Consider the following 12,800-nt stretch of genomic DNA (forward strand, 5'->3'; position numbering starts at 1 on the left):
ATGGCGACGATGGATATGCAAAACGCAGTCGTTCTGGCGGAAAGCCGCCGCAAAATGCAGGCCTGGCGCCGGCAGAAAAACCGCCTCGCGCTGTTCCTGTCGATGGCGACCATGGCGTTCGGGCTGTTCTGGCTGATCTGGATCCTGATCGCCACCGTCACCAAAGGCTTCGACGGCATGTCGCTGGCGCTGTTCACCGAAATGACCCCGCCGCCGAACACCGCGGGCGGCGGCCTGGCCAACGCCATCGCCGGCAGCGGTCTGTTGATCCTGTGGGCGACCCTCTTCGGTACGCCGCTGGGCATCATGGCCGGCATCTATCTGGCGGAATACGGCCGTAAATCCTGGCTGGCGGAAGTGATCCGCTTTATCAACGACATCCTGCTGTCCGCACCGTCGATCGTGGTGGGCCTGTTCGTTTACACCATCGTGGTGGCGAAGATGGAGCACTTCTCCGGTTGGGCCGGCATCGTGGCGCTGGCGCTGCTGCAGGTGCCGATCGTCATTCGCACCACCGAGAACATGCTGAAGCTGGTGCCGGATACGCTGCGCGAGGCCGCCTATGCCCTGGGCACGCCGAAATGGCGCATGATTTCCGCTATCACACTGAAGGCGTCGGTGTCCGGCATCATCACCGGCGTGCTACTGGCGATTGCGCGCATCGCGGGGGAAACGGCGCCGCTGCTGTTCACCTCGCTGTCGAACCAGTTCTGGAGCACCGACCTGATGCAGCCGATCGCCAACCTGCCGGTGACCATCTTCAAATTCGCCATGAGCCCGTTCGCCGAATGGCAGCAGCTGGCCTGGGCGGGGGTGCTGTTGATCACCCTGTGCGTACTGCTACTGAATATCCTGGCGCGCGTGATTTTCGCCAAGAAAAAGCATTCATAAAATTTTGAGCGCCGCTTTGGCGGCGCTGATGAAAAGAGAGAAGTCTTGATGAGTATGGTTACTGACGCTTCCAGCAGCAAAATTCAGGTACGCGATCTGAACTTCTACTACGGCAAATTCCATGCGCTGAAGAACATCACGCTGGATATCGCCAAGAACAAGGTCACCGCGTTTATCGGCCCGTCCGGCTGCGGCAAATCCACCCTGCTGCGCACCTTCAACAAGATGTACCAGCTGTACCCGGAACAGCGTGCGGAAGGCGGCATCCTGCTGGACGGCCAGAACATCCTGACCGACAACTCGGATATCGCGCTGCTGCGCGCCAAGGTCGGCATGGTGTTCCAAAAGCCGACGCCGTTCCCGATGTCGATTTACGACAACATCGCCTTCGGCGTTCGCCTGTTTGAAAAGCTGTCGCGCGCCGATATGGACGAGCGCGTGCAGTGGGCGCTGACCAAGGCGGCGCTGTGGAACGAAACCAAGGACAAGCTGCACCAGAGCGGCTACAGCCTCTCCGGCGGCCAGCAGCAGCGTCTGTGCATTGCCCGCGGCATCGCCATTCGTCCGGAAGTGCTGTTGCTGGATGAGCCTTGCTCGGCGCTGGATCCGATCTCCACCGGCAAGATTGAAGAGCTGATCAGCGAGCTGAAGGCCGATTACACCGTGGTGATTGTGACGCACAACATGCAGCAGGCGGCGCGCTGCTCCGACTCTACCGCATTTATGTATCTGGGCGAGCTGATCGAGTTCAGTGATACTGATAACCTGTTCACTGCGCCGCAGAAAAAGCAGACTGAAGACTACATCACTGGCCGTTATGGTTGATAGGAAGCATCATGGATAACCTGAATTTAAACAAACACATTTCCGGCCAGTTCAACGCAGAGCTCGAGCATATCCGCACCCAGGTGCTGACCATGGGCGGGCTGGTGGAGCAGCAGCTGACCGACGCCATCACCGCGATGCACAATCAGGATGGCGAGCTGGCCAAGCGCGTGATCGAAGGCGACGCCAAGGTCAACATGATGGAAGTGGCGATCGACGAAGCCTGCGTGCGCATTATCGCCAAGCGCCAGCCGACCGCCAGCGATCTGCGTCTGGTGATGGCGATCATCAAAACCATTTCCGAACTGGAACGCATCGGCGACGTGGCGGACAAGATCTGCCGCACCGCGCTGGAGAAGTTCTCGCACCAGCACCAGCCGCTGCTGGTCAGCCTGGAGTCGCTGGGGCGCCACACCGTGCAGATGCTGCACGACGTGCTGGACGCGTTCGCGCGCATGGATCTGGATGAAGCGATCCGTATTTACCGGGAAGATAAAAAGGTCGATCAGGAATATGAAGGCATCGTGCGTCAGCTGATGACCTACATGATGGAAGATTCGCGCACCATTCCGAGCGTGCTGACCGCGCTGTTCTGCGCCCGTTCTATCGAGCGTATCGGCGATCGCTGCCAGAACATCTGCGAATTTATCTTCTATTTCGTCAAAGGACAGGATTTCCGTCATTTGGGCGGCGACGCCCTGGAAAAGCTGCTGTCTCCGGGCGGTAAAGACGAAAAAGACGACTGACCCTTTCCGGGTAATATCCTTCAAAGGCGCGGTTTCCCGCGCCTTTATTCCATCTTAAGCGCGTAAAGATAAAAAGGTTATAAATATAGCTTTTTATATTATTTCCTGACCTATGTGGCGCTTGCTAGCTTATCCGCCAGCAGGACATCAACCACTTAGGAGCTCTCTATGAAACATCGCGCTTTGGCCTTAACGTTGTTAGCCAGTCTGACCGGCCTCGCCGCCGGCGCCGCGCACGCGGACAAACTTGACGATATCAAGCAAGCCGGCGTGGTGCGCATCGCGGTGTTCGACAGCAATCCGCCGTTCGGCTACATCGATCCGCAGAGCAAGAAGCTGGTGGGCTACGATGTGGATGTCGCCGACGCGATCGGCAAAGCGCTGGGGGTGAAAGTGGAGCTGCGCGCCACCAACCCGGCCAACCGCATTCCGCTGCTGGTGTCGAAGAAGGTTGACCTGATTGCCGCCAACTTCACCATTACCGACGAGCGCGCCAAGGAAGTGAACTTCAGCGTGCCGTATTTCGCCACCGGCCAGAAATTCATCGCCCGCAAAGGCGTATTGAAAACGCCGGAAGACATCAAGAAGCTGCGCATCGGCGCGGATAAGGGCACGGTGCAGGAAATCACCCTGCGCGAGCGTTTCCCGACGGCGAAAGTGATCTCCTATGATGATACCCCGCTGGCGTTCGTGGCGCTGCGCAACGGCAACGTGCAGGCGATCACTCAGGACGACGCCAAGCTGGTCGGCCTGCTTGGCAATCTGCCGGCGGCGCAGAAGGCCGAGTTTGAGATTTCGCCGTTCAGCCTGACCAAAGAGTATCAGGGCGTCGGCATTCCCAAGGGCGAAGATCGCCTGACCGCCGCGGTGAACGAGACGCTGATCAAGCTGGAAAAAGACGGTGAAGCGGTTAAGATTTACGATCGCTGGTTCGGGCCGGAAACCCAATCCGCCCAGCCGCGCGGCGATTTCAAAATCGCGCCTTTGGATCAGCAACCGAAAGCCTGATTTAACCGGGCGCGGTGAGATCGGTACGGAGGGGCGCAGCTTGCTGCGCCCCTGATGCATTCTGCAAGACAAGGATTGAACATGAACCTGGACTGGCTGCTGGCGCCGCAATACCTGAGCTGGCTGTGGCACGGCTTTCTGCTGACGCTGTGGCTTTCCGCCTGCGCGGGGCTGGCGGCTACGCTGCTGGGCTTTGTGCTGGCGGCGATGCGCGACAGCAGCCTGCGGCCGTTGCGCTGGCTGGCGATGGGCTACAGCTCGCTGTTTCGCAATACGCCGCTGCTGGTGCAGCTGTTCTTCTGGTACTTCGCCGCCGGGCAGATCTTGCCGTCCGCCGCCATGCAGTGGCTGAACAGCGCCCATCAGATCGGCCCGCTTGAGTGGCCGTCGTTCGAGTTTCTCGCCGGTTTCTTCGGCCTGACGCTGTACTCCACCGCCTTTATCGCCGAAGAGATCCGCTCCGGCATTCGCGGCGTCGCCGGCGGACAGAAATATGCCGCTCAGGCGCTGGGGCTGACCGGCTGGCAGGCGATGCGCTATGTGGTGTTGCCGCAGGCGCTGAAAATCGCGCTGCCGCCGCTGCTGGGGCAATACATGAACGTGATCAAGAACTCGTCGCTGACCATGGCGATCGGCGTGGCCGAACTCTCTTACGCCTCGCGTCAGGTCGAAACCGAAACCCTGCGCACTTTCCAGGCGTTCGGCGTGGCGACGGTACTGTATATCGCCATCATCGCGCTGCTGGAAGGCTGGGGCATGTGGCGACAACAGCGTAAACCGCTGGGAGGACATTGAGATGGATTTCAGCGTGATTCACGACAACCTGGGTTACCTGCTGTGGGGCACCTGGCCGGACGGGCCGTTGGGCGGCGCGGCGTTGACGTTGGCGATCAGCCTGATGGCCGGCGTGGCCTCGGCGGTGCTCGGCACCCTGCTCGGCGTGGCGCTGGCGATGTCGCGCGGCATCGCCGCCGGGCTGCTGGCGGCGGTGTTGGGCTTTTTCCGCGCCATTCCGGTCATCATGCTGATCTTCTGGACCTATTTCCTGCTGCCAATGGTGTTTGGCGTCGAGATCCCGGAAATCACCACCGTCGTGTGCGCGCTGGCGCTGATCGCCTCGGCCTATCTGGCCCATGCGGTGAAAGCCGGCATCGCCGCCATCGGCCCCGGCCAGTGGCAGGCCGGGCTCTCTCTGGGGCTGACCCGCTGGCAGACGCTGCGCATGATCGTGCTGCCGCAGGCGCTGCGCATGATGGTGCCGTCGTTCATCAACCAGTGGATCTCCCTGATCAAAGACACCTCGCTGGCTTATATCGTCGGCGTTGGCGAACTGACCTTCCTGGCGACCCAGGTCAACAACCGCAGCATGGTCTACCCGATGGAAGTGTTCCTGTTCGTGGCGCTGGTCTATTTCGTGTTCTGCCTGGCGCTCGATCTGCTGGCCAATGCGGTCAACCGCCGCTTCGGCGCGCAAACTCGCGCGCTGAAGCGGTCCTGGCGCTGGTGGCGCAACAAGCCGCCGTTGCCGGCCAGTTAATCGGCCGTCAGCCGCCAGCCGCGTTCGCGCCACAGCGCGGGCAATTGAGCCAGGTCGTCAAACGTCGTCACCAGCGGGTGATCGATCGGCGGGTTATGCGGATCGGCGCAGAAGTAAAAGACCGGGATGCCGGCATTGATGCCGGCCTGCGCGCCGGCGGGTGAATCGTCCACCAGGATGCAGTGCGTCACCGGCACCTGCATCTGTTCGGCGGCGTGAAACACGATCGCCGGATCCGGCTTCCAGCGCTGAATGTCATAGCCGCTGAACAACCGGTCATCAAAATAAGGCAGCATGCCGGTCAGGCCGAGCGAGTGCTGCATCTTGCTGACCGGCCCGTTGGAGACGGTGCAGACAGGTACCGTCACCTGCGCCAGCAGCTCGCGGGCGCCGGCAATCTGCTGCAGCTCGCTGTCGAACAGCCGCGCCACTTCCTGCCGATACAGCGGCTCCAGCGTCTCTTTTGCCAGGTCAGTGCCCTGCTCGGCGTTGACTCGATCGATGATCTCGTACAGCTTCACCCCTTTGTATTTCTTGAACACCTCTTCCAGCGACAGATGAATGCCGTAGCGGGCGAACATGTGCACATAGGCTTTGCTGCACAGCACTTCGCTGTCCACCAGCGTGCCGTCGCAGTCGAACAAAATGCAGTCAATCTGATTCATGCGGGACAGGTTCCTTCGGGTTAACGCCGCTGAGGCCGCTCAGCGATCACTTGATCAGGCTACGCGCCTTGAGATCGTGCAAAATCAGCGCGGCGACGTGTGAACACTGCGGCAGATCGCGGCTGTCGCACCACTTCAGCTCGGCGATTTCGGCGGCCGGCTGCAACTGCCCGGTAAAGTCGGCCTGGTAGCAACGAATGCGCACCTGGGTGCCGTCCTGCTTGCCGTCCGCCGGGCCGGAGAACTCGCCGTAAAACGCGATGGATTGCGGCTGCAGCGCAACGGTCAGCTCTTCGTCGATTTCGCGGCACAGCGCCTGCTCATCGGTTTCACCCGCTTCGCGCTTTCCGCCCGGTACATAAAACAGCGTCTTGTTGTGCGAGCGCACCAGCGCCACTTTGTCATCTTTCAGCGCGATCAACGCGAGTTTATCGATAAAGGTCGAAGACATGCGGGTTCCTGTTTTTTAGCGGGTAGGGTAAGAGATGTGATAGGCCATTTTATCGGCCGTGCCGGCAAACGGCAACGCGGCGGGCTGTGATGGAGAATGAATGCCTGTAAATACAAGCCGTTGACGCGTTTAGCCGTAAAGACGGCGAAAAAAACCTGTGACCGGCGTCAAAAGCCCCACTTTTTGTTATAGGATAGCCGGCGACTGTCCATTCCCATTTTCGGAATTCTGATAATGACCAAACCAGTATCTGGCCTTGACGCTGAGCAAGGCTTGCTTGGGCGCGTGTTTAAACTCAAGCAACATGGCACGACGGCGCGTACGGAAACGATTGCCGGTATCACCACCTTCCTCACCATGGTGTATATCGTGTTCGTTAACCCGCAAATTTTGGGCGCGGCGGGCATGGATACCCAGGCGGTATTTGTCACCACCTGTTTGATCGCCGCCTTCGGCAGCATCTTTATGGGCCTGCTGGCGAACCTGCCGGTGGCGTTGGCGCCGGCGATGGGGCTGAACGCTTTCTTCGCCTTCGTGGTGGTCGGGGCGATGGGCATCTCCTGGCAGGTGGGCATGGGCGCCATCTTCTGGGGCGCGGTCGGCCTGCTGCTGCTGACCATTTTCCGCATTCGCTACTGGATGATCGCCAACATTCCGGTCAGCCTGCGGGTCGGCATCACCAGCGGCATCGGTCTGTTCATCGGCATGATGGGGCTGAAAAACGCCGGCATCGTGGTGGCCAACCCGGACACGCTGGTGACCATCGGCAGCCTGACCTCGCACAACGTGCTGCTGGGGGCGCTCGGCTTCTTTATCATCGCCGTGCTCTCTTCGCGTAACTTCCATGCGGCGGTGCTGGTGTCGATCGTGGTCACTACCCTGATCGGCTGGATGCTGGGCGACGTGAAATACGGCGGTTTGTTTTCGCTGCCGCCGAGCATTACCTCGGTGGTGGGCCAGGTCGACGTGGCCGGCGCGCTGGACATCGGGCTGGCCGGGGTCATCTTCTCGTTTATGCTGGTGAACCTGTTCGACTCCTCCGGCACCCTGATCGGCGTCACCGATAAAGCCGGTCTGACCGACAACCAGGGCAAGTTCCCACGCATGAAGCAGGCGCTGTACGTTGACAGCATCAGCTCAGTGGCCGGTTCGTTGGCTGGCACCTCTTCCGTGACCGCTTATATCGAAAGCTCATCTGGCGTCGCCGTCGGCGGCCGTACCGGTTTGACGGCGGTGGTCACCGGCCTGCTGTTCCTGCTGGTGATCTTCCTGTCGCCGCTGGCGGGCATGGTGCCGGCTTACGCCGCCGCCGGTGCGCTGATCTACGTCGGCGTGCTGATGACCTCCAGCTTGGCGCGGGTGAAGTGGGACGATCTGACCGAAGCGGTGCCGGCGTTTGTCACCGCGGTGATGATGCCGTTCAGCTTCTCGATCACCGAGGGCATCGCGCTCGGCTTTATCTCCTACTGCGTGATGAAGCTGGGTACCGGCCGCTGGCGTGAAATCAGCCCGTGCGTGGTGGTGGTGGCGCTGCTGTTCGTGCTGAAGATCGTCTTCGTCGACGGCCATTGACAGCCAAAGGGCCGACGGCGGTCGGCCCTGAATCCCTAGACGCCCGGCGTCGCATCCGGCGCCTGATCCAACACCCACTGCAACGGCCGCCTGAAGCGCGCCTGCCAGCTGCCGGCGGCATCCTCTCCCTGGGCGAAGTGCAGCGTCTGCACCTGATTCTCCTCCCCGAACAGATTGGCGAAATGTAGCGCCAGCGCCTGCTCGCTGAAGGTCTGCCGATCGTAATACGCCATCACGATTTTCTTTTTCGCCGCCAGCGACTGCTGGGCCGGCTTGATCTCGCCGTGGGGGGCGATCAGGAGCGCGCCGGCGTAAAACTGCGGGTACTTCGCGATCAGGTTGGCGGCGTGCAACGCGCCCTGGCCACGGGCACTGAGGTAAATCCGCCGGGGATCCAGCTTTAGCTGCGGAGCCAGCTGTTGCACCGTGCGCTGCAGGGTGGTTTGGGTGCTCTCGTCGCTGTAATTTGACCAGCGGAAGCTGTTTTCCGACAGCATCTGCGTGCCGTTGATCTCGATGTAGGCCACGCCCATTTCGCCGAACAGCAGCCGCTCCTCGGGGCTGATGGCGGCGGCTTTGCCGTAGGTATGCAGGAAGATCACCGTTGGCCAACCTTCGGGCGGCGCTTCGCCGTCCGGCACCGCGTAGCTGGCTTTGCCTTCATACTGACGGGCGTGCTGCAGATAGCGCGCTTTGGTGGCGGCCAAAATGGATTGGTAAGTGGCGGAGTGTTGGATGCTGTTGAAGGCGTCGTCCTCCAGCAGGTTGTAGTAGTACCACAGGCCGCGGTCGGCGCTCAGCTGCAGGTAACGCTCCGCCAGTTCGGTTTGCCCTTTCTCCGCCGACGACACCGCCAGCTGGTAGGGCGCCCAGACGTTGCGGCCGTCTTCGCGCATCAGCGTCAGGTACAGCGACATGGCGCCGAGCTTTTTGTCTTCCTGGGTTTGCGCGGAACGCGATAGTTGGGCGTTGAGCGCGCTGTGCGCCGGCAGCTCCAGCGGCTCTTCACCGGCGGGATAACGCATGTCTGCGGCGAAAGCGGGACTGGTGATGGAAACGAAAAATAACGCTAAAATGAAAAAATACATGATGCTATGGCTTTAATTTCAATAAATTGACGGACGTCATGTCCTGTTGCGGCGCCCAGCGGGCGCCGCGAGACCTTCACTCCACGCGGCGAATAAAATCGCTGAACGCGGACAGCTGGCCGGTCAGGAAATCCAGCGTTCCCTGGTCGCTCAGTTCACCGGCCTGTTCATCGACCTTGCTCTGGATCACGCCGCCCATAAACTCAGGCTTGTTCATTACCATCGCATCGAGGAACACCAGGATCTGGCGCAGATGGTATTGGCAGCGCGCGCCGCCGATCGGCCCCATTGAGCTGGTTTGAATGGCGACCGGCTTGCCGGCCAGCGGCTGATTCGGTACGCGAGACAGCCAGTCGATGGCGTTCTTCAACCCGCCGGGTACGGAATAGTTATATTCAGGGGTGACGATGATCACGCCGTCGGCCTGGCGGATCTGCTCGGCGATCGCCTCGACCGCGGCAGGGAAGCCTTCACCCTGTTGCATGTCGGCGTCGTACAGCGGGATATCGCGGATGGAGGGCAGCGCTTCAATGGTGACGCCCTGCGGGGCCAGGCCAGGCAGGGCGCGGGCCACCATGGCGTTGTAGGAGCCTTTGCGCAGGCTGCCGAGTAGAGTGACGATTTTTAAGGCTTGGTCTGACATGGTGATTCTCCCTTTCGAATGAGCAGATTCAGCGTACAACATGGGCGAATAGTAGGCTAAAGCGCGGGTCGAGAATAGGCGATTGCTCAACATTTAGCTGTCTTTACAATTTAATCCAGTAACTGGTGCGGTAAAGATCGCGTTATCCGCTTTGCGCCGCGTCAACCTGGCGTCTTCAGGCCCGTCAGTTTAACGAAGCGTGAGGATGCCGCCGGGCTGCGCGGCGAGATTTCCCCGTCTTTGTGCAGGCCGCCGCGCTCTTCGTAGCGCCAGCACAGCAGGCGATCCAGCCCGGGGCTGCCGGCGCAGGCCCAGCTCAGATATTCGTCGGCATCGCTCATCACCTGAACGTCCGGCGTGGCGCTGGAACGCAGGTGGCCGGAGAAGGGATGCAGACGCAGCGTAGACTGGCCGCTGTTGCCGAGGCCGGAAATTTTCAGCACGCTTTGCCGAATGCTCCACAGCTGAGTCTCCGCCTCCAGCCGATCGTCCTGCGCGCCGATCCAGGCGCTTTCCGCCGGCGTCTGGTGCGCGTTCTGCAGCGCGCTTTGCCGGCTGCCGCGCGCCCGCATCACTTCGATATCCAGTCCGACTTTGCCTTCGTCGCTGAGCAGCACGCCCACGGTGTTGCTGGCATAGGCGAGGCTAAAATCGGGCAGCTGATGATCGGCGAAGCAGGGGCGGCCGGTGGGTGTGGTGGCGATGGGTGGCAGCGTCGGCAGGCCGTACAGGTAGAACATCATTTCGGCGAGCAGAATGCGCCCTTGCAGGTAGCGCGTGCGGCGCTTAACGGAAAAGGTGCGGGTGGCGGCTATCACTTCGTCGGCGAGTCTCTGGGTATCCAGGACAGCGGAGGCCGGGGTCCATCGGGCAAAATGACACGCCATTGTTCGCTCCATGACAGAGGGTCGCTAAGAACGCAGGGGTGTTAGATTAAGACTAAGTTGAGGATTTATCATCAAAAAACACTATGCGTTTTATCCGATTTGTTGCCGATTTCAGTGATGAGCGGCACAGGCGTTATTCCAGGATCCAGCTATCGCCGGTGGCCGGCGCGATACCTTCCGGCAGCCATAGCCGGCCCCACGCGCCGGTACAGTGGCAGCCCATGATCTTTTCCGGCTGGTGCTGCCGTAAAAAACGGCGCACGCGCCAGAGCGTGCGCGGGGAAGCGCAACGCAGATGAAAACCACCAATTAAGGCGTGGATCCGATCGATTCCGGTGATTTTCTGGCAGTGGCGCACGATATTCACGATCCCGCGATGCCCGCAGCCGGTCACGATCACCAGACCGCGATCCGATTTGTAAATCAGCACCCCTTCGTCGATAACGTAATCCACCGCCGCGTTTTCCCCGGTAATCACCCCGTAGGCGCGCGGTGCGGGCACGGCGATTTCACCTGACCACATAAAGCGATCGCCGATCGCCAGCGGCTCGCGGCTGTAGTGCATGTTATGGCGCGAGTAGTCGATGTCCAAAGAGAGCTTTTTGATTTTGCGGGTGTGGCCCAGCACCTTCAGCGCCGCATAGCGTTCATCACCGATTTGGGGATGGCAGATGATGCGGCTGTTGTCCGGCAGCCAGGCGACGCCGCCGCAGTGGTCATAGTGGCCGTGGGAGAGCACCGTCGCGGTGATGCGGGAGAGATCGACGCTCATCAGCGCCGCATTGCGCAGGAAGCTGTCGTCGGGGCCGGTGTCGAACAGTATGGAGGTCGTCTCGTCCTCAATCAGCAGGCTTAACCCGGCCTTGGCCTGCAATAGCGGGTTGGCGCCGGCGGCGCGGCGGTTTTCCAGCAATACCTTGAGGGTTAACGCCATGTTGACTCGTTCCTGAGAAAGACACCTGACCGTCCAGTATATCGCGGGCAGTTGCAGCGGCGCTGTGAGCCAGCGCGCAGAGCGAGAGCGGGAAAGAAAAACGGCCGGAACAAGGGCTTATCCCGGCCGTGAAGGCCTCTGGCAGCGCGTTATTTCCCGATACAGAAGCTGGAGAAGATGCGGCCCAGCAGGTCGTCGGAGGTGAATTCGCCGGTGATTTCGCTCAAGGCCAGCTGCGCCTGGCGCAGTTCCTCGGCCAGCAGTTCGCCCGCGTAAGCGCTCACTAACTGTTCTTTGCCCTGCACCAGATGCTGCGCCGCCAGTTCCAGCGCCTGCAGGTGGCGACGGCGCGCCAGGAAGCCGCCTTCCATGTTGCTGGTGAAGCCCATGCTCTGTTTCAGATGATCGCGCAGCACATCGACGCCTTCGCCAGTGCGGGCCGACAGGCGAATAAGTGAGTGGTTATTCACTTCCGTCAGGCCCAGCGTTTCACCGGTGATGTCGGCTTTGTTGCGCACCACGGTGATCGGCAGCGTTGCCGGCAGGCGCGCCATAAACTCCGGCCAGATCTCCGCCGGCTCGGTGGCGGCGGTGGTGGTGCCGTCAACCATAAACAGCACTCTGTCGGCCTGTTCGATCTCGTTCCAGGCACGTTCGATGCCGATACGTTCAACTTCGTCGCTGGCGTCGCGCAGGCCGGCGGTGTCGATGATGTGCAGCGGCATGCCGTCGATATGGATATGTTCACGCAAGACGTCGCGGGTGGTGCCGGCGATATCGGTGACGATCGCCGCCTCGCGCCCGGCCAACGAATTGAGCAGGCTGGATTTACCGGCGTTGGGGCGCCCGGCGATCACCACCTTCATCCCTTCGCGCAGCAGGCTGCCCTGGCGCGCTTCACCACGCACGTTATCCAGATCCGCCATCACGTCGTTGAGCTGCGCCTCGATTTTACCGTCGGACAGGAAGTCGATTTCCTCGTCCGGGAAGTCGATCGCCGCTTCCACGTAGATTCGCAGGTGAGTGAGCGCTTCCACGAGCTGGTGGATGAGGATGGAAAATGCGCCCTGCAGCGAGTTCATCGCCGAACGTGCCGCCTGCTCGGAGCTGGCGTCGATCAGATCGGCGATCGCTTCGGCCTGCGCCAGATCGAGTTTGTCGTTGAGAAACGCGCGCTCGGAGAACTCGCCGGGCCGGGCGATGCGCACGTCGGGCAGCGCCAGCACGCGCTTGAGCAGCAGATCGAGGATCACCGGCCCGCCGTGGCCCTGCAGCTCCAGCACGTCTTCGCCGGTAAAGGAGTTTGGCCCCGGAAACCACAGCGCGATGCCCTGATCGAGGGTGGCACCGGCGGCGTCGCGGAACGGCAGATAGTCAGCGTAGCGCGGCTTCGGCAGCTTGCCGAGCAACGCCTGGGCGACGTCTTTGGCCTTGCTTCCGGAAATGCGCAGAATGCCGACGCCGCCGCGTCCCGGCGGGGTGGCTTGGGCTACGATGGTATCGGTGGTGCTCATAACGGTTCTCTCTGACGATTAAGATGCAAAAAGGCGGTC

The 12,800-nt window shown here is 61.0% G+C and carries 14 protein-coding genes; 7 read left to right on the plus strand and 7 right to left on the minus strand.

Translation table 11 applies throughout. The features are described from left to right. The 6 genes from pstA to JL05_RS00815 all read left to right on the plus strand — a co-directional run bounded on the left by pstA (position 1) and on the right by JL05_RS00815 (position 5,007). A complete protein-coding gene (gene pstA / locus JL05_RS00790) occupies positions 1-891 on the plus strand; it encodes a phosphate ABC transporter permease PstA (RefSeq protein WP_004933824.1) in 891 nt (296 codons plus the stop codon). Positions 892-945: 54 nt separating this feature from the next. Then, on the plus strand, positions 946-1,716 hold the full coding sequence (gene pstB, locus JL05_RS00795) for a phosphate ABC transporter ATP-binding protein PstB (RefSeq protein WP_016929614.1): 771 nt from the start codon (positions 946-948) through the stop codon (positions 1,714-1,716). Positions 1,717-1,727: 11 nt separating this feature from the next. Next, positions 1,728-2,462, plus strand: coding sequence for a phosphate signaling complex protein PhoU (gene phoU / locus JL05_RS00800; protein ID WP_004933833.1), 735 nt, complete (start codon positions 1,728-1,730; stop codon positions 2,460-2,462). A 168-nt stretch (positions 2,463-2,630) separates the two neighbouring features. After that, positions 2,631-3,470 (plus strand): ABC transporter substrate-binding protein, encoded by an 840-nt coding sequence (locus JL05_RS00805; protein WP_019455482.1) that lies wholly within the window; start codon positions 2,631-2,633, stop codon positions 3,468-3,470. 81 nt (positions 3,471-3,551) lie between these two features. Continuing rightward, positions 3,552-4,265 (plus strand): amino acid ABC transporter permease, encoded by a 714-nt coding sequence (locus tag JL05_RS00810; RefSeq protein ID WP_015376137.1) that lies wholly within the window; start codon positions 3,552-3,554, stop codon positions 4,263-4,265. 1 nt (position 4,266) lies between these two features. Then, on the plus strand, positions 4,267-5,007 hold the full coding sequence (locus tag JL05_RS00815; protein ID WP_015376138.1) for an amino acid ABC transporter permease: 741 nt from the start codon (positions 4,267-4,269) through the stop codon (positions 5,005-5,007). On the opposite strand, the gene yieH is transcribed toward JL05_RS00815, so the two are convergent. Together yieH and JL05_RS00825 are read right to left on the minus strand one after the other, a co-directional pair. Continuing rightward, on the minus strand, positions 5,004-5,672 hold the full coding sequence (gene yieH, locus JL05_RS00820) for a 6-phosphogluconate phosphatase (RefSeq protein ID WP_033631387.1): 669 nt from the start codon (positions 5,670-5,672) through the stop codon (positions 5,004-5,006). The genes JL05_RS00815 and yieH overlap by 4 nt on opposite strands. 46 nt (positions 5,673-5,718) lie before the next feature. Next, positions 5,719-6,123, minus strand: a complete 405-nt coding sequence (locus JL05_RS00825) for an NUDIX hydrolase (protein ID WP_033631388.1) — start codon at positions 6,121-6,123, stop codon at positions 5,719-5,721. A 234-nt stretch (positions 6,124-6,357) separates the two neighbouring features. On the opposite strand from JL05_RS00825, the gene JL05_RS00830 reads away from it, so the two are divergent. Beyond that, positions 6,358-7,695, plus strand: a complete 1,338-nt coding sequence (locus JL05_RS00830; RefSeq protein ID WP_033631389.1) for an NCS2 family permease — start codon at positions 6,358-6,360, stop codon at positions 7,693-7,695. Between the two features lie 35 nt (positions 7,696-7,730). On the opposite strand, the gene JL05_RS00835 is transcribed toward JL05_RS00830, so the two are convergent. The 5 genes from JL05_RS00835 to mnmE form a co-directional block, all read right to left on the minus strand. Next, positions 7,731-8,783, minus strand: coding sequence for an alpha/beta hydrolase (locus tag JL05_RS00835; protein WP_033631390.1), 1,053 nt, complete (start codon positions 8,781-8,783; stop codon positions 7,731-7,733). 76 nt (positions 8,784-8,859) lie between these two features. Then, complete coding sequence (locus JL05_RS00840) at positions 8,860-9,426, minus strand: NADPH-dependent FMN reductase (RefSeq protein ID WP_004933859.1); 567 nt, start codon at positions 9,424-9,426, stop codon at positions 8,860-8,862. A gap of 161 nt (positions 9,427-9,587) precedes the next feature. Further along, positions 9,588-10,313: a 4'-phosphopantetheinyl transferase family protein gene (locus tag JL05_RS00845; protein WP_004933861.1), complete on the minus strand. Its 726-nt coding sequence runs from the start codon at positions 10,311-10,313 to the stop codon at positions 9,588-9,590. A gap of 133 nt (positions 10,314-10,446) precedes the next feature. Next, positions 10,447-11,247, minus strand: a complete 801-nt coding sequence (locus tag JL05_RS00850; RefSeq protein ID WP_033631391.1) for an MBL fold metallo-hydrolase — start codon at positions 11,245-11,247, stop codon at positions 10,447-10,449. A gap of 149 nt (positions 11,248-11,396) precedes the next feature. Further along, positions 11,397-12,761, minus strand: coding sequence for a tRNA uridine-5-carboxymethylaminomethyl(34) synthesis GTPase MnmE (mnmE, locus tag JL05_RS00855; RefSeq protein WP_033631392.1), 1,365 nt, complete (start codon positions 12,759-12,761; stop codon positions 11,397-11,399). Positions 12,762-12,800: the final 39 nt, after the last annotated feature.

Source organism: Serratia nematodiphila DZ0503SBS1 (assembly GCF_000738675.1).
Classification (GTDB): Bacteria; Pseudomonadota; Gammaproteobacteria; order Enterobacterales; family Enterobacteriaceae; genus Serratia; species Serratia nematodiphila.

Bases quoted from the DNA above. Each gene is read 5' to 3' on its own strand.
- JL05_RS00815 (WP_015376138.1), top strand. From the start codon at position 4,267: ATGGATTTCAGCGTGATTCACGACAACCTGGGTTACCTGCTGTGGGGC.
- pstB (WP_016929614.1), top strand. From the start codon at position 946: ATGGTTACTGACGCTTCCAGCAGCAAAATTCAGGTACGCGATCTGAAC.
- JL05_RS00805 (WP_019455482.1), top strand. From the start codon at position 2,631: ATGAAACATCGCGCTTTGGCCTTAACGTTGTTAGCCAGTCTGACCGGC.
- yieH (WP_033631387.1), bottom strand. From the start codon at position 5,672: ATGAATCAGATTGACTGCATTTTGTTCGACTGCGACGGCACGCTGGTG.
- JL05_RS00845 (WP_004933861.1), bottom strand. From the start codon at position 10,313: ATGGCGTGTCATTTTGCCCGATGGACCCCGGCCTCCGCTGTCCTGGAT.
- JL05_RS00840 (WP_004933859.1), bottom strand. From the start codon at position 9,426: ATGTCAGACCAAGCCTTAAAAATCGTCACTCTACTCGGCAGCCTGCGC.
- mnmE (WP_033631392.1), bottom strand. From the start codon at position 12,761: ATGAGCACCACCGATACCATCGTAGCCCAAGCCACCCCGCCGGGACGC.
- JL05_RS00850 (WP_033631391.1), bottom strand. From the start codon at position 11,247: ATGGCGTTAACCCTCAAGGTATTGCTGGAAAACCGCCGCGCCGCCGGC.
- pstA (WP_004933824.1), top strand. From the start codon at position 1: ATGGCGACGATGGATATGCAAAACGCAGTCGTTCTGGCGGAAAGCCGC.
- phoU (WP_004933833.1), top strand. From the start codon at position 1,728: ATGGATAACCTGAATTTAAACAAACACATTTCCGGCCAGTTCAACGCA.
- JL05_RS00830 (WP_033631389.1), top strand. From the start codon at position 6,358: ATGACCAAACCAGTATCTGGCCTTGACGCTGAGCAAGGCTTGCTTGGG.
- JL05_RS00810 (WP_015376137.1), top strand. From the start codon at position 3,552: ATGAACCTGGACTGGCTGCTGGCGCCGCAATACCTGAGCTGGCTGTGG.
- JL05_RS00825 (WP_033631388.1), bottom strand. From the start codon at position 6,123: ATGTCTTCGACCTTTATCGATAAACTCGCGTTGATCGCGCTGAAAGAT.
- JL05_RS00835 (WP_033631390.1), bottom strand. From the start codon at position 8,783: ATGTATTTTTTCATTTTAGCGTTATTTTTCGTTTCCATCACCAGTCCC.